Source organism: Sporomusa acidovorans (assembly GCF_900101845.1).
Taxonomy (GTDB): Bacteria; Bacillota; Negativicutes; order Sporomusales; family Sporomusaceae; genus Sporomusa; species Sporomusa acidovorans.
The window spans coordinates 14,535-32,693 of the sequence record NZ_FNAM01000004.1; the positions used below are offsets into that span (position 1 = coordinate 14,535).

The window sequence follows — 18,159 nt, forward strand, 5'->3', positions numbered from 1 at the left end:
CTAATTTGCTAAGTCTGAATATCAACGCTGCTGTCAACAACTTGATAATATATTTGCGGATATTGCACCATGGTCACATGAACCGATCCTTGCCGCAAGTCTCCGGTAACCGAGCCTGGTTTCAAGTTAATATTCTGACGTCCGGGAATCACTTTAATCTCCGCTTCATGCGTTGTCACCTGGAGCGTCGGCTCCGCAACACTGCCCACATTAATCTCTACGGTTTTGGGATTCATTGCTTCCTTTGCCAATTGAGCAAGCGTACCTTTGTTTTCTATTCTGGCTAGCCTTGCTCCGTCGCTGGCAATCTTCCCCACAGCTTCATAAGCATTTTCCATAGCTTTGCGGGCGTTATCCCGTTCAAAATCCATAAAGTTTTTTATCCCCCGGGAATAATCACTGGGGTAATTATCAATAATTACTTCGGCTGCCGGTTGATGAATTTCCAGTTGCAAGGGTTCGGAAGATATCTCCACTTTAGGGTCAGCAATATGAAGATACAGTAAGGGATCCGTTGTAGCCATCCGTATCTTTGCATCCTGTTGATGTATCTTAACTAGAAGCATGGCAGATCATCCTCCTTTAACTTAGGAAGTCAACCAACGAAGTCGGCATAATTTTTCCGCCTACAGCCAACGCGCTGCGGTAGATATTCTGGGCGGTATTAAAGTCAGTAATAGCCTTAGCCAAATCAATGTCTTCCGTATTGGCAATATCGGTATTAATAACGACGTTCTGATTTTCCAGCATGTTATAAGCCATTTCATACATGGACATGCGCGCACCCAAGTTTGTCTGGGCTTTAAGCTGCATGTTGTGATCGTCATCCACATACTGGGTAGCCACACTGGATAACCAGTTGACGTCAGGACCTTTGCCCTGGGGCAAATCGAAGGAATAAGTATCATTGACCTTATTGTCTGAATCCGCGTTGATGGTCATAGTCAAGCCACTAATATTTGACCCATTTGGCAGATTAATTACGGTAGCAGTGCCGGTCGTTTTTATAAAGTCATTGGCTTTAGCCGTAACCGTGTAGGCATCGCCGGTTGTATTGGCCAAATTTGTTGGTATATGTAATACCTCGCCTGTTGATAATTGGATATTGGCTACTGTGGAAGTGCTGCCGGTAGTAGAATTGGTAGCAACATCATAGGTGATAGCACTAACTGTAAGGCCGCTTGGTATTGCCCCGGCCGCAACAGTGGCACCGGTTATTTTACCGGTTGCATCCACGCCGGTAATATTGACCGTGTAGGTAGAACCCGCCGTGCGATTGCCTGTCACTGTAGCGGGAGAGCCGGAGGAGTTGGTTTGGGTCACATCATAGTTGCTCAGGCTGGTCCAGGTATTGCCGCCGTCACTGGAGTACGATGCCGTCAAAACTTGACCTGAGCTGTCAACACTATCAATGCGAATATTGTTAGGTATCGTGCCCGTACTTGATAATGTACCGGTAATCGCCGCGTCACCGCCTAAAGCATTATTCTTGGCAACAGTAAAAGCCTCCTGCGGCACACGGAACGAATAGACGTTGCCAACATGGTTCCCGGGGTTAGCCGGTAAACTCTCCTGCTTATCGGCAATATTAAACGTAACGCCATCAGTCAACGTAATGACAGCGGGATTATTACTGCTATCAACCGCAGTACTTTTCCAAGTGTTATTGTCGCTATCATAGTAGGATGCCGCCGTGACACGGCCAGTACCATCCACATTATCAATCCGGACATCAAAATTTTTATAACCGGCACCGGTATACTTGCCACCGACTGTGCCAATTCCACCATTAGCGTTAGTCTGGGTTACACTCGAAGTCTTGGCCAGTTCGTTTTTGATTTCCAGCAAATGATTGAGCACACTCATTGTTTGCTGTCCGTATATAGTCTCAGTTGGGCCAAATACTTCCGAACCGGTCAAATTCACACTGTCTTGCGTAGGATTGACGGCACCGGCTTGTATCGGCATGGAAATTTTACTGTCATCGCCATTATAGACAATCACTTCTCTGGTTAAGTCCGAATCAGGATCTTTAATCGTTTTGCGCACAAACGGCTGTGTCGAATCATTTTGCCCGCCAAATAAATACCGGTCGCCGATTTTGGTATTGCCCAGCGACACCATTTGGTTAATCAAACCGTCAATCTGGGTACCAATGGTGTTTAACGCGTCTGTCGGCTTGGTATCATCGGCACTGACTACCAGTTCTTTGATTTTAATCATTACGGAACTCAGGTCTGACATGACCCCGTCAGTATTTTCCATCCAGGACTTGGCATCCTGCAAATTCTGCGTATATTGCTCATTGAGTGTCAGACTGGTCTTAAATGTTAAATTCCGTACAGCCTTGACCGGATCATCGGACGGACGATGCAGTGATTTTCCGTCAGAAAGCTGCTCCTGGAGTTTATTTTGCGTTTCCATAGAATTATTGAGGCTACGCAAAAAATTATATCGCATCATATTGCTAGATATTCGCAAAATTTTCACCTCGTTTATCGGCCGACAACGCCGGTGCCGTTGATCAATTTATCCAGCATCTCATCCATCGTTGTGAGGACTCTGGCTGCCGCACTATAGCCTTTTTGGAATTTAATCATATTGGTCATTTCTTCGTCAAGGTTAACGCCGGAAACAGATTCACGCCAGTTATTAATCTGATCAACCAGTGTCTGCTGGTTGTCAACCGTGCGCTGGGCGTTTTGACCTTGAACGCCAAGCGTGCCGATTAAAGAATTGTAATAGCCGTCAAGTGATGAATTACCAAGAGTTGAAGAAGTGTCGGTCTTCAAACGTTTTCCTAACAGCACGGCATTGTCACCGCTCGCCACATTGCCTTTTGAGAGAGTAAAGGAATATTGGTCTGTAGCTTTATTGCCAACTTTAGCCGCAATTTTCATTGTCAAAGTAACTCCGTTAACAAGAAAAGAAAATGTTCCGGTTGTGGAGTTAACGGCAACCGGCGTGGTTGACCAGGTAGTGCCGCCATCTGTGGAGTATTTAATTTGTTTAATCGTGCCGGTAGCCGTATCAATACTGGCAGTCGTACTATCATAAGGCTGGACGACAATCGAAGTAGCCGTATCGCCGTTCGTATAGGTTCCGGTTGCGCTGACAATATTGGCAGCGCCGCCGCCGGCATTGCTTTGCGAAATGACAAAATTGCTGTCGGCGCTGTGATTGGTTAAAGAGAAACTATAGGTATCGCCGCTCACATTATTGGTATTGGCGGAAAAATATAAATCCACGGAAAGACCGTTAATCGGTACTTGCGCATGATGGTTGGCATCTAGCGCAATATCCGTGCCATTCCAAGTGTGCCCGCCATCTGTGGAGTATTGTATTGTGTTGATACTTCCCGGAGTTGCGGGATTGGTTACTTTAACCATCACCGCTGTAGGCGTTGTTCCCATGGTATATTTGCCTGTAGCAAAAACCGTGGCTGTACTGCCGCTGGCATTAGTCTGGGTAACGCCAATACCGCCGCCGGATGATTTAGCTGCAATTTTAGCGTTACCGCCATCTACAAGTATATCCGGATTTACCTCAAGTGCTTTAATCCAGTCATTTTTTGTATAAGAACTGGTGGCGTTGGATGCATAGTCAGTTGTTGACTTACCAAAAAAGTTATTATTTGTAGAATTATCAGTTCCATAGCCGCTACGGTGTACAGCGTTAAAATCCTGCAACAAAAACTGGCTCATCGTGCTGAGACTATTTAAATACATTTTCAAACCGGTTTGATCAGATTGTTGCATATCCAGCAGGCTTTTGATCTCCCCGTTTGTAAATTTCAATGACTGGCCTGGCATTCCATCTACATAAATCTTGCTGGTAATTTCATAATCATTATAGTCAGTATCCTGAACTTTCTCGGTTTTTAAGGTAGCACTGCTGTTGCCGTTAACCAAGGTCGTCCCACCTGATTGAACGGTGTAGCTGCCATTGGCTTCTTCATATACCCGGGTATCCACTAAAGCGGAAAGCTGATCAACCAAGAGGTCGCGTTTATCCCGCAAATCGTTGGCATGATCAGTACCACCAGCCTCAACATTGACAATTTGTTTATTTAAGCTGGCCATTTCGGCAGTAATTTGATTAATTTTATTAATTTTCAAATCAACAGCCGAATTGATATCGTTACCCGCATTTTTCAGTTGCTTGGCCGCCAGTTGTATGGCATTGGCCAATTCAACGCCGCGCTCGCGCACTGTGGTGCGGGTGCCATCATCAGATGCATTGGTCGATAGAGTCTGCCAGGAACTCCAGAAGGAGTTCAACACCGATTGCATGCCGGTAGTACTGTTCTCGCCAAAAATACTCTCGATCTTGGATAAATAGGTCTCGTTGCTCTGGGCATTATTCAGTGTGGAAATTTCCTTCCACATTTGTTTGTCGATATAAATATCCCGGGCCCGTATGACAGACTGAACCTGTACGCCGCTGCCTATTTGATAACTCCTGCCATTGGCATAGATAGTCTGTGGATCAGTCGCGGACAGATTGACAGTTTGCCGGGAGTATCCTTCCGTACTGGCATTGGAAACATTATGTCCCACTGTGTCAAGACCGGTTTGCTGCGCATAAAGCCCGAGCAGCATAGTGTTTAAACCGCCAAAAGTAGATCGCATTGTATCAACTCCTATACTTTCTGATCAAAAAAAGTTCTGGCCTGCGCCGGTTTATTTTCCTGACCCTGTGGAGCATAAGTGGGGTCAGCGGCATGTTGTGCCAGCATATTAATATTAAAATTGATAAAATTCATTGCTTGTTGCAGGAGACGGGTATTGATCTCATTCAGGGATGCAATTTCATTTACGACTGTTTTTAGATTTTCGGTAACCTGTTCAAAGCGCCCACTTGCATCCACACTGGCCAGTTGCCTGATTTGCGACAGCGTCAACTGCTTCCCGCCCGCATTATTGGCAGTTGTTATTTCCTGAACCACAGTTTCACGCATTTTTTCCATTTTCCCAATTTGCAGAATCAAAACCTCTTCTTGCTTAGTGATCATTTCAAGTTCTTGAGGTTTGCCGCCTGCAGTCAGAATTTCACGTTTTTTCTTACCCAATTCTAAGATGCCTTGATACAAAGCAAGCAGTTTTGCTAACAGATTAAACAACCTGTCGAGTTTTTCTTTCACAATGTCCTCCTCTAATACGTGTTAGTCGGTCGTGAATAGCTTATGATTTTTTCAGCAATTTTCCCTGAATCAACCTGATAGTTTCCCGCAGCAATTTTGTCGGTTAGTTCTTTTACCTTGTCCTCACGCGCTTCCGGCATTGCCTTGATTTTCTGTAAATATTGCCCGAATTCCTGAGCCTGGCTGGATAGAACAACTTCATCAGGCTGCTGCTTGGAAACCGTCTTTTCGACCTTATTGCTTTTAGCCAATATATTTTGGTCACCATAGGCCTTAACAATGTTTTTCACGCCCTGGCTTGGGTTAATCATTTTTCCGCACCTCACAAACTCTTACATTTCTTCTAGTATTATATCGAAAAAAATAGCAAGGATATTAAATCCTTGCTGCAAATATTATAAATTTATTTTCTTTTTTTTATTTAAAATGATCTTTTTCCAAATTTCCATACATCCGGGAACGGGTTTTTATCGTTGGCGACTGCGGCTCTTGCTCTTGCTTTCGCTCTTCCGGCTTCATCTGTTCCAAAATATTTTTGCTGCATTTATCACACAGGCGGCCCTGGTCAATCAAGGTGCCGCAGGTTTCACAAGGATAAGAAATCGCAGTGCCCATGATGCGGCCGCTATGAAGCAGGCGCAGGATGATTTTGTGCTTTACGCCGGTGGCTTGATGAATTTCTTCCAGAGTCGCCTTATCTACGTCACGCAGATATTCAACCACTTTTTCTGCGTCATCTTCTTGTTTGCGGTAGCATTCCGGACAAATTCCCGCCGCATTTTCAACATAAAGCTTACCGCATTCCGGACAATTGGCTAGTCCCATGAGTTGGCCCCCCTTTATCTAGTTAACGTTATTGTTATTATATAGTATTTTTGTATTCTAGCCTAGGGCTTTAGACTCATTTCTCAATAAATCGAGATTTTTTTATTTTGACAGGCAGGATTATGACGGTTTTTAGCTAATTAACAATATTGCCTATTTTATATCGTCTTTTAGCTAAATTGTTAACAAACAATTAAAGGAGTCTCTGTGTCTGTGTCAAAACAGCTCCTTGTAAATAAATGTAATACATTGCAAGAAAAACTTCATGTGATTAAATTACGGAGGCCAGCCAACTGGCCTCTAACGAAAGGCAGTTTGTCGTGTGTATGCTAACGCTGATGCAGGACCCAGAGATTTATGCCGGTGATTCGGAAACCTTGAACGGCATCATTGCCAATTTCATGCAACTGATTCAATTGAAAAACGCCAAGCTCTCTTTACACAGTCATCAGGTAGCCAACTATGCAGTGAGCGTCGCCGCCAAGATGCGTTTGCCCAGAGAGGAAATTGACCGCATCCGGTTGGCTGCCCTGCTGCATGATGTCGGCCAGATAACGGTACCCAACCAAGTGCTGGCCAAAGTCCCCTATCTGTCAACCCGGGAAATGAGTACGTACAAAAATCATTGTAACGCCGGCAGCTACATGTTGGAAAATATCCCCTCCTGTCAGGAGCTTATTCCTTATATCCGCTTTCACCATGAGCGGTTTGACGGCAAGGGCTACCCCAAACGGCTGAAGGGGGTAAATATCCCGCTCGGCGCCCGGATTATCGCCGTCGCCAACCATTATGACCGGTTTATTAATCCTTGTACACAAAATTGGGTGAAAACCAAGGATGAAGCTGTCGGTGAGCTCTTGAGCCTGTCCGGCATGGCGTTTGACCCCGAGGTTGTCCGGGCATTTATTGACGCGTTGGGATAAGGGAGACACGCGGCTTACCGTGCCCCGCTCGCCAGGGCTAACCCTTTTACCGTAACTGCGCCGGCCTGTTTCAACACCTTGGCACACTCCTCCATGGTCTGCCCGCTGGTAAAAATATCGTCAACCAACAGAATACGTTTTTCTTGTATCAGTTCAGGGCGCGTTACGGCAAACGCGCCTTTTATGTTTTTGCGGCGCTGTTTTAGGTCGAGCTGCCATTGCGGCGCAGTAGGCCTTGTACGAATAAGCGCTTCGCGCCATACCAGAGCGCAGTCTGACGACCAGGGTTTGAAAATCCGCTCCGTTTGATTAAATCCCCGTTCCCGGAGGCGCTCCGCGTGCAGCGGCACCGGCACAACATAGTCAATATCGCCATACCGGTCGGCAGCGATTGCGCAGCGCAGCAATTGACTGAGCTTGGCCGCCTGCCTGGTCATACGCCGGAATTTGATATCCCGGATAAGACGTTGCACCGAACCGGTATAGTCGGTTACTGTCAAACATTCGTCCAGCCATCTGAGCTTGTGAAGAAGCAAAGCCACCTGGCGTGGTTTCGCAATTTGGGCAATACAGGCCGGACACCAGCCGGGAACGTCCGTCCAGCGATTGCAGGCCGGGCACCGTGCGGGAAAAATGAGGGCAAGCAGAGCCTGCCACCATGCTTTTACCATAATGACTCGCCCCGCAGGCGTTCAGCCAGCAGGGAGTAACGGCGGCGGGTCCTGTCACTCAGGACAGCCGTGTTCAGCGCCGCCCGCGTTCCCAGTAAAATAACCCGCTCTTTGGCCCGGGTGACAGCCGTATACAGCAGATTGCGCTGCAACATGATATGATGGCCGGGCGTCAGCGGCATCACAACAACAGGATACTCGCTTCCCTGGCTTTTGTGGACACTCATCGCATAGGCCAGTGTCAGTTCATCATACTCGCCTTTTTCATACACCACGTCGTCTTCGGGATAGCGGACCATGACTTTGCCGTCCGCAATGGCCAGAATATAACCGATATCGCCGTTAAAAACCCGCTTGATATAGTTATTGCGAATTTGCATCACTTTATCGCCTTCGCGCAATACCTGATTGACACTCTGCAGGTAGTCTTTGCCGTCAACCGGCGGATTCAGCGCCGCCTGCAGCAAACGGTTAAGATTTTCCACACCGCACGGCTGACGGTGCATGGGCGACAGCACCTGGACATCGCGCCAGATGTCAAAGCCCTCCTGCGCCAGTTCATGCTGGCACAGCTCGACAATGGCCTGCGCCGCCGCCTCGCTGCCCTCAATCTCCCGAAACTGAAAATCTCTCGTTCCGTATTCAGGCAATCGTCCGTGATTGATGCGGTGAGCATTCAGCACAATCATGCTTTCACCGGTCTGACGGAACACTTCGGTTAACCGCACGACCGGAATAACCCCCGAACGGATAATATCTTTGAGTACCGAGCCCGGACCAACCGCCGGCAACTGATCGACATCGCCGACCAGCACCACCCGGCAGCCGTCCGGCACCGCCTGCAAAAAGCAGCTCATCAGCAGCATATCCATCATCGAGGTTTCATCAACGATAACAACGTCGGCATCCAGCGGATTGAGCTCGTCTCTGGCGAACATCGGCTCTTCTTCTACGCCGCCCCCGGCTTCCAGCAGCCGGTGAATGGTGGAAGCCTCCCGCCCGGTTGTCTCGGCCAATCGCTTGGCCGCCCGTCCGGTAGGCGCTCCCAGCACAATTTTAAAGCCGTGTTGTTCCAATAACGCTAAAATACCTTTTACGGTTGTCGTCTTGCCGGTTCCCGGTCCGCCGGTCAGCACCAGCACACCATGATTCAAAGCTGCTGCCAAGGCTTCCCGCTGGGCAGCAGCCAACGGTACACCCGTCAAAGCCTCCCAGTCATTAACGAGTGTCTCGCTGTCAACGCCACTGATCGGCTTGGCCTTGTCCTTAAGCGTGAGCAGCCGTTCAGCCACCTGCTTTTCCGCCCGGAATAAATACCGGGGATAGACAAGGGTCATACCGTGGAAATCCTCAGTGTATAGCTTACCCAACCGGATTTGCTCACTGACTACTCCCGCAATCTCCGCCGCATCTATCGTTAACAGTTTGGCCGTTTCGGCAGTCAGCGTTTCGGCGGGCACACAGCAATGCCCCGCCTGGCCGGTCATCAGCAGGGCAAACTGCACCCCGGCTGCCAGCCGCGCCGGCTGCCGCTTATCAAAGCCAATCGCCATAGCAATCTGGTCGGCAATCCGAAAGCCAATGCCTTTTACCTCTTCCGCCAGCCGGTAGGGTTCGGCCTCCAAAACGGCTATCGAATCAGATCCGTAGCAGGCAAAAATCCGGGCCGCATACGCACCGGTGACGCCGCGCATCTCTAAATACAGCATAACTTCCTTCAGTTCGGCCTGTTCCGCAAAAGACTGGCGAATCTGCTCCGCCTTTTTGCTGCCTATTCCCTCAACTTCGGCAAGCCGGTGGGGAAATAGCTCAATCACCTCAAGGGTGCGGGCCCCAAAATGGTTGACAAGCCGGGCCGCCATAGCCGGGCCGATCCCTTTAATGGCACCTGACGCCAAAAAACGTTCGATCCCCTTTTCCGAGGTTGGCGCAATCCGCCGGCAGCTCGCGGCCTTAAACTGACGGCCATAACGGGCATGCTCCACCCAGTCTCCGGTCAAACTAACCTGTTCGCCGACAAGCGGCGGCGGAAAGTTGCCGGTCACCGCCACGCTGCCGACTTCATTGCCGGGCTTGAGACGAAATACGGTGAAGCTGCCGTCAGGCGCCTGGAATGTTATATTTTCAACTGTACCTTCCAGTTTGTTTTCCACTGCAGCAACTCCCATACTCAATATACTCCCAAACGTAAGTTCTTTTTCCTCTATTCGCAGCCCTGCCGCAAAAATCCTGCAATTTTTTACTATGCCGGCAGGATTTTCCGACATATGCAGAGTATTATATATTGACTGATTGTATATAGTATTATATCAAATTACAAATTGTGAGGCATGCAGTCATGAAAGAAAATATGTACACGTATCATTATTTCCAAAATCGTGCGCTCAAACGCCCCAATCACATGGGAAATCTGATCTTTCCGCTAGCGATTCTGTCTGCCTGTGTTTACATCACTGCTATGTTTCTTTCTCTCATTAAGTAAAGTAGCAACTATCACTCTCCTTAAACGGATACCACACGCAAAAGCCCTGTTTGCCATTATCTAGCAAACAGGGCTTTCATTGTTAACGCTACAGCCTCTCGGCAAGGATCTTGGCCAAATCGTTAATACTGGCTGCCAGATTTTCCAGCCGTCCCTCGATGCGCACCAAAAGATAGGCGGCGACAACCATAGGGAAGCCATAACTGGAAGCATAGCTAAGCAACTGCTCCATACCGGCTCACTCCTTTCGATATTTTCTTGGCGTTCGTAGCGCAAAGCGCCCCGGCCCAGGCCGGAGCGCTTTGTGGTCTTAGGTTAATGCTACCGTTTCGCGGCTGCGGATACGGGCTTCAACCCGTTCGGCCAGTTCACTGCCTTTGACGGCAAAAATATTCTTGGCGATCATATCCTGCATAACGGTCTGCGCCTGTGCCAGCGTGATATCGTCCTTAGGATCAGGCAGACTGATCACCGCTTCCTTGCCTGCACTGGTCCGGAAAACCAGTTCCAATGTCTTGGTCATGGCTTACCTCCTCCTTTCCCCATTTTTCGTACTGTGTTTACTGATTGACCAGACTGTTCAAGTCCTGGCGAACCGTGTCGACCAGTGTGTGTTTTTGCAGCCCGGCTAACCCCTGGGCTACGGCAAACACATCGGCGTCCGCCGCACTTGCTTTGATATTATTAAACGTGCGGAGACGGAATACCGGGTTGCCGGCGGCATTTACGCCGGTCTGCACTTTGAGAATCATTTTGCCGCTTTGCGGCATTTTTACTACTGCCATCTTGCTCACCCCCTTACACTCTCATACATTCCGGAGGGGGCGATTTTTAAACGGGGCAAAAAGAAAAACTATCGTAATTCCTTTTTTATACGGGCTAATCCCCGCTGCCGCAAATTGCAGACTGCCTGGGACGATATTCCCAGTTCGGCGGCCACGTCGGACAGCCGCGCATCTTCAAGCAAAGTTCTCACTACCGCCACGCGCTGCTTAGCCGGCAAGGTACCGATTGCCTGTTGAACGGCTTTGACCGTAAAACTGTTCTCTACAAGTTCTTCCACATTTTGATCATCGGCCAACGTTTCCAGCCAACTCGTATTCTCCCGTTCCTCGTCCCCGCTACCACCTCCGCTTACTGGCAGTTCCTGCTGCCAACGCCGCCGCTCCCTTTTAAACAAGTTCCATACCGCATATTTCACCCGGCTTTCCACAAACCCTGCAAAGCGGACACCGGTATGCTGATCATAACTTTGTACGGCTTCCGCCACTGCCAGCCAGCCTTCGGCCAGGGCTTCCTCCCTGACAGCAGCCACATGCGGCTGGTTGGCATACTTTTTCACCAGGCCGGTAAACCGCCGGCAAATCTCGGCAAAAGCGTCCTCGCCATCCTGTCTGCCTTGAGCTTTGTTAACCAGTTGTTCCAAATTCACTATCCTCACCTAACGGCGAGGAACCGGTCCCTCTAAATTAGCGCCTGGCAACAGAATAGCATGCTAGGTAAACGAAAAACAAAAGCCGACCTGGCTTAAGTTGACCCCCAAACCAAGGCGGCTAAACAAAACCGGACGCTCACTTAAGCGTCCGGTCATTGATGATTAAAACCAAACTACCCCTTACTTGCAAATACGAAGTTACTGGCTATCCCTCTGTCAACTCCAGCCAGGCACTGTATTTTTCATCAAGCTCGGCTTGCCTGGCCGCATATTCATCAGCCAGTTCCCGGCTGAGTTCAACATCGGCATGGCTGGCCGGATCATTTAACCTGACCTCAAGGGCAGCCAGTTCGTGTTCCAGCATGGCAATTTCCGCTTCCAGCTTTTTGGCCTGTTTTGCCGTATCCGGCTTGCGCCAGCCCCCGTTTTTATTAACCCCAGCCGGCGTTTGTACCGTCTTTTCCTGCTTGCCGTTTTGTTTTTTCCCGGCAGCGGCATGCCGGCTGGCCGCTTGCGTCGCCTCACTGGCTATGGCCGCCTTCTTTTCCCGGTAATAACTATAATTGCCGGCATACTCGCTTAACTGGCCATTCTCTAATTCCAGTATACGATTGGCCACCTTATCCAAAAAATAGCGGTCATGCGATACGGTCAAAAAAGTGCCGGGAAAATTCATGATGGCTTCTTCCACTGCCTCCCGTGCGGCAATATCCAGATGGTTGGTCGGTTCGTCGAGGATAAGAAAATTAGCGCCGGTCAGCATAAGTTTTAATAAAGCCAGCCGCGCTTTTTCCCCGCCGGACAAATCGCCAACCAGCTTATAGACATCCTCGCCCCGGAACAGGAAAGCTCCCAAATAATGCCGCGCCCGTTCCTCGCTAAAGGCAAATTCGCGCATAATCTCGTCCAGTACACTATTGCTGTCAGTGAGTGTTTCATGCTCCTGAGCAAAATATCCCAGTTTTACCCGGCTGCCCAGTTTTACTTTGCCGCTATTTGCCATAAGTTCCCCGGTTAACAGCTTAAGCAGTGTCGTCTTCCCGGCTCCGTTGGGTCCAATCAGGGCCACGCCGTCGCCGCGACGGACTAAAAACGATACGCCGTTCAGCACAATTTTATCCCGATAGCCGGCCTTAACCTCGCCCAGCTCGGCTACCCGTTCGGCACACTCCGCCGGCGGATTAAAGGCAAAGAAGTCGAAGCCTTTACTGTCTTCCGGCCGGGCCAGGCGTTCCAAGCGGCTGAGCTGACTCTGCCGCCCGCGGGCCTGTTTAGATTTTATGCCTGCCCGGTAGCGGTCAATATACTCTTCGGTTTTGGCAATAAAGGCCTGTTGTTTGGCATAAGCCTTTTCCTGGGCGGCCAACTTTTGCGCCTTTTTCTCCAGATATTCGCTGTAGTTGCCGGCGTACTCGGCAAGCGTGCCATTTTCCACGGCTAAAATCCGTTCCGCTACGGTATCCAGGAAATAGCGGTCATGGGAAATAACCAGCACGGCGCCGGCATAGCCTGTCAAAAAGTCCTCCAGCCACTCCACCATTCCCAAATCAAGATGGTTCGTCGGTTCATCCAGGAATAGATAATCGGGCTGGCGAATCAGCGCCCGCGCCAGACAAATCCGTGTCTTTTGCCCGCCGGAAAACTCACCTGTGCGGCGCGCCAGATCTTCTTCCGAGAAACCTAACCCAAACGCCACCCGGCGTACGGTATTCTCATATTCATAGCCGCCGCCCCGTTCAAAACGCTCGACAGCCTGAGCATATTCCTTCATGCATTTTTCCAGCCTGCCGGTATCCTGTTCGCCGGCAATCTCATCTTCCAGGCGGCGCATGTCCTGCTGCCAGCCCAACACATCGCCATAAGCGCCTACTAATTCGTCGTAGAGCGTACTGCCGCCCAGGCCGGTATCCTGTTCCACATAGCCGATCCGCTCACCCGGCGTAAGCACAACATGGCCGCTGTCCGGTTTTTCAAACCCCAGTATGCAGCGCACCAAGGTGGTCTTACCTGCACCGTTGGGCCCGATCAAGCCTACCTTTTCACCACGCCGAATTTGAAAATTGATTTCTGTAAAAATATTTTGTATGCCATAGGCCTTGCTCAGGCCTCGAACTTCCAGTAAACTCATGTGTTCCCTCCCTGTCTGCCACCTACTATTGTAACGATTAATGACGGCAGATACAAGTAGGCGATTGCCGCCGGCATCGCCACTTGCCAATATATTCCTTTTCTGTTACTATAGGAAGTAAGAACGGAACATATGTTCCTGATAAGCAGGGGGTAGTATGCATGTCTCAATTTTTTCCCGCTTACGCACAGATCGCGGCCATCGTGCCATACTATGACGACGCAGGCGACACAACCGCCCTCGTCTCTGCCGACGGCAGCACAACCACCGTGCAGTCCCGTATCCGTACCGTCATTCAACGGCTGGCCAAGAGCCGGGCCATTGACCTGGCCGTACTCAGGACCCAAACCCGCGAAATTACGAAACGGACAAACCTGGAACCGCTGCCGCTCGCGCCCGGACTTGTCCTCGTGCCGGTAAAAGTCCGTCAGCCCCGGGTAGCTGGCGATGCAACCACCGGCTACATCAACTATCATGCCGTTACCGCCGTCGCTGCCAGCACAAACAAGCCTTACCAGACGACAGTTACACTGTCTGGCAAGGCCACACTCCCGGTGCTATGGACAGTCGCTACGGTTAATCACCAGTTAGCCCTGGCGCATCTGGTCGCCAATACGCCTCCCGCCAACCAGACAGCTTCTGCAGCCGGCGTCCTGCGGGAAGCCTTTCCCGGCTATGCGCCCGAGCTTTTGACTCTGGCCGTAAAATTAATCGACGTTTTTAATGACATTCTGAGCATCAAACAATATCAGGCAGCAAACACTACCGTGCAAACGACTGCTAACCGTCTGCCCCCCCTTTGACCGCAACCTCCCGTTGATTCTTCCGTAACAACGACGACACCACAGCCATAAACTGCTTGCTTTTCAGCCGGCTGGTCAAATCCAGCACATGAACCACAGCACCGCGGCACAGGGGCAAAGCTTCCGCAACCGGGCGCGCCATAGATACAGAATTAACCACGGTTAAGGCCGGCATTTCTCCGGCCAGTCGCCGTAAAATCGTAGGCGTCAAGTCGTCAGAGCCACAGTCCACCACCACAACATCTATCTCGTGACCGCCTTCCGCCATTTCTTTGATCAAAAACCGCATCAAGTCTTCCACTTCGTATTCCATATTATGAACCAAAATCACGAAGCTGGCAGTCGGCAGCCGTACAAACTCCAAGGTAGTGAACCAGCCCCAAGCATCTTTAAGGATATACCATAAACCATACAGCGCCAGCGAAAGCAGGATTACCGTTGCAGAATATGATAAAAACAAACGATCCTACCCCCTTTGTTCCGGGATAGGATAGTATATGCACAACCTGCGAAAATGCTATTATTCCAACACGACAATCTTATGTTTAATCGCGTACAAAACGGCCTGCGTACGATCGACAACATTGATCTTGCGAAAAATATTGGTCAAATGATTTTTGACTGTTTTCTCACTCAAGAAAAGCTTATGGGCTATTTCCTGATTGCTCATTCCCTGGCCAATCAGTTGCAACACTTCCACTTCACGGTAAGTCAGCCGCTCTTCCCGGCGTCGCGCCATACCTGCCGGTGTTTCATGGCGGCGCTCTTCCTGGCGGGAAAACTCGCCAAACAGCCGCTGGGCCAGCGTCGGATAAATAAAAGACTGCCCTTCATAAACAATGCGGATGGCCTTGACCAGCATGCCCGGCTCAATATCCTTGAGAAGGTAGCCCACCGCCCCGGACTTAATGACTTCCAGCACATAATTTTCATCATCATGCATGGTTAAGATAATAACCTTCACAGCCGCGTGAGCGTCCTTAAGCCGCCGCGTCACTTCCAATCCGTTCATACGCGGCATATTCACATCAAGCAACAATATGTCAGGTTTGAGGTTCTCAACCGCGTGGATGGCTTCGTCGCCATCTGCAGCCTCGCCAACCACATCCAAATCCGACTCTAGCGACAACACATTTTTAATTCCCTGCCTAAGAAGCGCATGGTCATCGGCAATAACCAGTCTAATGGGCAAAAGGCTCGCCTCCTACTAGGTATAGTGCAAAAAAATCGTCAATTACAACTATATAAAATTACGTATTATGTTTACTATTCGACTTTATTAACGATTCTCCTGCAAGCCTTAGCCCCAAGTATTCACTTGCCGTGCAACTGCTTTAGCATTGGTCCCAGCAGCCTTTTATAGGCTTCCACCCCCGGCTGGTCAAAAGCATCCACATCGGCCAGCTCGCCTTCATAGGCCACCGATAAGGCTAAAAGATATAAGAGTTCACCCAGATGATAGGCATTCATCGCCGGCAGGATAAAGGTGGCATTAAAGCGGCCATCCTGGCTGAGGGCCTCCGCATTGGCCTCGCGGGCGGCATCCAGCGCCTGACTAAGGCGCAGGCCGGCCATCTGGGAAAGCTTGGCGGCGGCGGGAAATGCATCCGGGATAACCGGGTCTGTTTGCCAGTTGGCGATCTTGATAAACTGTACCACTTTATCCCGTTGGCCGTCCTGATGCTGCTGCGTCTGGGCATGCATGTCGGTTGTGCCTACGGCAACAAGCGGCGTCCGGCCATACAGCACCTCACGGCCTGACCGGTCAGTCCGTTTGCCCAGTGATTCGGCCAGCAACTGCACATACCACTCCGCGACCGACTTAAGATAATCGCCATAAGGCATGAATACTTCAATATTGCGTCCGTAACGGGCAGCCGCCAGGTACTTGAGCGCCGCATTGAGCATCGCCGGGTTGGACCAGATGTCATCTGTCCGGCAGGCCTCATCCATCGCCCGCGCGCCCGCCAAAAAAGCGTCAATATCAAAACCGGTGCCTACGGCCGTCACCAGCCCCACTTCGGAAAATACGCTAAAACGGCCGCCTACGCCGTCAGGCACGCTGAATAGCGGCCAGCCCTGTTCAACCGCCAGTTTGTGCAGCAACGTTTCTGCCGCACCGGCAGCCGGATCGGTAACAGCGGCTACCTGGACCTCAATCGCCGGGTTCGCTTTTTTCAAGGCATCGTAAACCACCATAAAGGTGGACATGGTGTCCAGCGTAGAACCCGACTTGGAGATAACCAGCAGCAGAACGCGATAGGTCCCGTGGCATGCCGTAGTCCTTGCCTCATAGGTAATATGCTCGATCAGTTCCGCCGTCCGGCGAGGATCCATATTGTTGCCGCTAAAATACAGCTTGGGATATCCCCGCCGCTCCTCCGTGCCTTTGCTGTTCCAAAATTCGCCGCAGCCAATATCAAACAATACCTTGTTGCCAAGGTAAGACCCGCCGATGCCAAAGGATATTATAGCATGGACGTTGTTTTGCAGCGATTGGCCGAACTCTTTCAGCCGGGCGATGGAAGCCGGACTATTCAGATTGCCTGGCCGCACATACGGCAACTGAGTAAATAACACCCTTTCCGGCTGACCGTCCTTAGACAAATGCCCGCGTACCTCGCCGGTCGCCCGCATGTGCTTAACAGCTGCATGAGCAGCCGCTAACCGCTCACTGATCGCGGCGATATCCCGGGAGTTAACCATCTGTTCACCATACAAATGACGATAGTCAAACGAAAAACCTGATGGCAAAGTAATTTCCCCGGCTTGTTTACTCAATGTATTACCTCCCACAACAGATTTGTCTATGAAGTATGGGTCGTTTTTCGCTTATTCCGGGTTGGCGGCAGCGACGGCTTCTTTCCCTAACTGCCCTACGGTCTTAAGCAAATAGCGTAAAAACTTGTCTCTAAGGTCAGGACGTTTCAAAGCATACTCGACCGTTGCCTCCAAATAGCCCTGCTTATCACCAATATCGTAGCGTCTGCCGTCGAAGTTGTAGGCGTAGACCGGTTTAAAGGCCGCCAGACGGCGCAACGCGTCCGTCAGTTGAATCTCCCCGCCGCGGCCTGGCGGCGTATCTTCCAACAGATAAAAGATTTCCGGTTCGATGACGTACCGGCCCAGGACAGCAAGCTGCGACGGCGCTTCCGCAAGCGACGGCTTTTCCACCAGATCAACAGCCCGCCACAGATTCTCCTTCACCGGCTCAGGCTTGACAATGCCGTAGCTTGACACCCTGTCCCGGGGCACCTCCTGCACGCCCAGAATGCTTCCCTGGCAATCGTCGTAGGCATCCATCAGTTGCCGCAGACAAGGCACATTTGCATCGATAATATCATCACCCAGCAATACGGCAAACGGTTCATTGCCGACAAACTGCTTGGCGCACAACACCGCATGTCCCAGCCCTTTAGCCTCTTTCTGGCGTATATAGTGAATGGTAACCTCCGATAACTCCTCCACCAGCCCGAGGAGCTCGTATTTTCCCTGCGCCTTCAAGGTCATTTCCAGTTCAATCGCCCGGTCGAAATGATCCTCGATGGCCCGCTTGTTCCGCCCGGTTATAATCAGGATTTCCTCAATTCCCGATTGAATAGCTTCTTCAATAATAAACTGAATGGCCGGCTTATCGACAATCGGCAGCATTTCCTTGGGCTGCGCCTTAGTAGCCGGCAAAAAGCGGGTGCCAAGGCCGGCGGCCGGAATAACAGCCTTTTTGATTTTTTGTTGCGACTTAGACAATA

19 protein-coding genes are annotated in these 18,159 nt (G+C 50.3%); 2 read left to right on the top strand and 17 right to left on the bottom strand.

From position 1 onward, the window contains the following. Positions 1-8: 8 nt before the first annotated feature. The 6 genes from BLR65_RS04660 to BLR65_RS04685 form a co-directional block, all read right to left on the bottom strand. Complete coding sequence (locus tag BLR65_RS04660; RefSeq protein WP_093793001.1) at positions 9-566, bottom strand: DUF6470 family protein; 558 nt, start codon at positions 564-566, stop codon at positions 9-11. A 16-nt stretch (positions 567-582) separates the two neighbouring features. Further along, positions 583-2,490 carry a flagellar hook-associated protein FlgL gene (gene flgL / locus BLR65_RS04665; RefSeq protein ID WP_176772688.1) on the bottom strand — a complete coding sequence of 636 codons (1,908 nt, stop codon included), beginning with the start codon at positions 2,488-2,490 and terminating at the stop codon, positions 583-585. Positions 2,491-2,495: 5 nt separating this feature from the next. Then, positions 2,496-4,631 (bottom strand): flagellar hook-associated protein FlgK, encoded by a 2,136-nt coding sequence (gene flgK, locus BLR65_RS04670; protein ID WP_093793005.1) that lies wholly within the window; start codon positions 4,629-4,631, stop codon positions 2,496-2,498. Positions 4,632-4,642: 11 nt separating this feature from the next. After that, a complete protein-coding gene (locus tag BLR65_RS04675) occupies positions 4,643-5,143 on the bottom strand; it encodes a flagellar protein FlgN (RefSeq protein ID WP_169716882.1) in 501 nt (166 codons plus the stop codon). 11 nt (positions 5,144-5,154) lie between these two features. Beyond that, positions 5,155-5,454 carry a flagellar biosynthesis anti-sigma factor FlgM gene (gene flgM / locus BLR65_RS04680; RefSeq protein ID WP_093793009.1) on the bottom strand — a complete coding sequence of 100 codons (300 nt, stop codon included), beginning with the start codon at positions 5,452-5,454 and terminating at the stop codon, positions 5,155-5,157. A gap of 106 nt (positions 5,455-5,560) precedes the next feature. Then, entirely contained in the window at positions 5,561-5,968 is a 408-nt protein-coding gene (locus BLR65_RS04685) for a flagellar protein (protein WP_176772689.1), read from the bottom strand. A gap of 338 nt (positions 5,969-6,306) precedes the next feature. Here BLR65_RS04685 and BLR65_RS04690 point away from each other — a divergent pair, with 338 nt between their 5' ends. After that, positions 6,307-6,891 carry an HD-GYP domain-containing protein gene (locus tag BLR65_RS04690; protein WP_245692426.1) on the top strand — a complete coding sequence of 195 codons (585 nt, stop codon included), beginning with the start codon at positions 6,307-6,309 and terminating at the stop codon, positions 6,889-6,891. 14 nt (positions 6,892-6,905) lie between these two features. Here BLR65_RS04690 and BLR65_RS04695 read toward each other — a convergent pair whose 3' ends face one another. The 7 genes from BLR65_RS04695 to BLR65_RS04725 all read right to left on the bottom strand — a co-directional run bounded on the left by BLR65_RS04695 (position 6,906) and on the right by BLR65_RS04725 (position 13,607). Beyond that, positions 6,906-7,562 carry a ComF family protein gene (locus tag BLR65_RS04695; protein ID WP_093793012.1) on the bottom strand — a complete coding sequence of 219 codons (657 nt, stop codon included), beginning with the start codon at positions 7,560-7,562 and terminating at the stop codon, positions 6,906-6,908. Then, on the bottom strand, positions 7,556-9,730 hold the full coding sequence (gene recD2 / locus BLR65_RS04700; RefSeq protein WP_093793014.1) for an SF1B family DNA helicase RecD2: 2,175 nt from the start codon (positions 9,728-9,730) through the stop codon (positions 7,556-7,558). The genes BLR65_RS04695 and recD2 overlap by 7 nt, the downstream gene beginning before the upstream one ends. A 402-nt stretch (positions 9,731-10,132) precedes the next feature. Beyond that, positions 10,133-10,276, bottom strand: coding sequence for a YvrJ family protein (locus tag BLR65_RS04705; protein ID WP_093793016.1), 144 nt, complete (start codon positions 10,274-10,276; stop codon positions 10,133-10,135). A gap of 78 nt (positions 10,277-10,354) precedes the next feature. Beyond that, positions 10,355-10,567: a DUF2922 domain-containing protein gene (locus BLR65_RS04710; protein WP_093793018.1), complete on the bottom strand. Its 213-nt coding sequence runs from the start codon at positions 10,565-10,567 to the stop codon at positions 10,355-10,357. Positions 10,568-10,604: 37 nt separating this feature from the next. Further along, a complete protein-coding gene (locus BLR65_RS04715; RefSeq protein ID WP_093793020.1) occupies positions 10,605-10,829 on the bottom strand; it encodes a DUF1659 domain-containing protein in 225 nt (74 codons plus the stop codon). 68 nt (positions 10,830-10,897) lie between these two features. After that, positions 10,898-11,476 carry an RNA polymerase sigma factor gene (locus BLR65_RS04720; RefSeq protein ID WP_245692428.1) on the bottom strand — a complete coding sequence of 193 codons (579 nt, stop codon included), beginning with the start codon at positions 11,474-11,476 and terminating at the stop codon, positions 10,898-10,900. Between the two features lie 208 nt (positions 11,477-11,684). Continuing rightward, entirely contained in the window at positions 11,685-13,607 is a 1,923-nt protein-coding gene (locus tag BLR65_RS04725) for an ABC transporter ATP-binding protein (RefSeq protein ID WP_093793022.1), read from the bottom strand. Positions 13,608-13,690: 83 nt separating this feature from the next. Here BLR65_RS04725 and BLR65_RS04730 point away from each other — a divergent pair, with 83 nt between their 5' ends. Further along, positions 13,691-14,410, top strand: a complete 720-nt coding sequence (locus tag BLR65_RS04730; RefSeq protein WP_143122505.1) for a hypothetical protein — start codon at positions 13,691-13,693, stop codon at positions 14,408-14,410. Here the strand turns inward: BLR65_RS04730 and BLR65_RS04735 are convergent. From BLR65_RS04735 to galU, 4 genes are all read right to left on the bottom strand, one after another. Beyond that, a complete protein-coding gene (locus BLR65_RS04735; RefSeq protein WP_093793027.1) occupies positions 14,388-14,870 on the bottom strand; it encodes a glycosyltransferase family 2 protein in 483 nt (160 codons plus the stop codon). The two genes, BLR65_RS04730 and BLR65_RS04735, sit on opposite strands and share 23 nt — an antisense overlap. A gap of 60 nt (positions 14,871-14,930) precedes the next feature. Further along, a complete protein-coding gene (locus BLR65_RS04740; RefSeq protein WP_093793029.1) occupies positions 14,931-15,602 on the bottom strand; it encodes a response regulator in 672 nt (223 codons plus the stop codon). 122 nt (positions 15,603-15,724) lie between these two features. Next, the gene (locus BLR65_RS04745) at positions 15,725-17,116 is read right to left on the bottom strand and encodes a glucose-6-phosphate isomerase (RefSeq protein ID WP_093793167.1); all 1,392 of its coding nucleotides are present in this window, start codon (positions 17,114-17,116) and stop codon (positions 15,725-15,727) included. A 126-nt stretch (positions 17,117-17,242) separates the two neighbouring features. Next, positions 17,243-18,157 carry a UTP--glucose-1-phosphate uridylyltransferase GalU gene (gene galU, locus BLR65_RS04750; RefSeq protein ID WP_093793031.1) on the bottom strand — a complete coding sequence of 305 codons (915 nt, stop codon included), beginning with the start codon at positions 18,155-18,157 and terminating at the stop codon, positions 17,243-17,245. Positions 18,158-18,159: the final 2 nt, after the last annotated feature.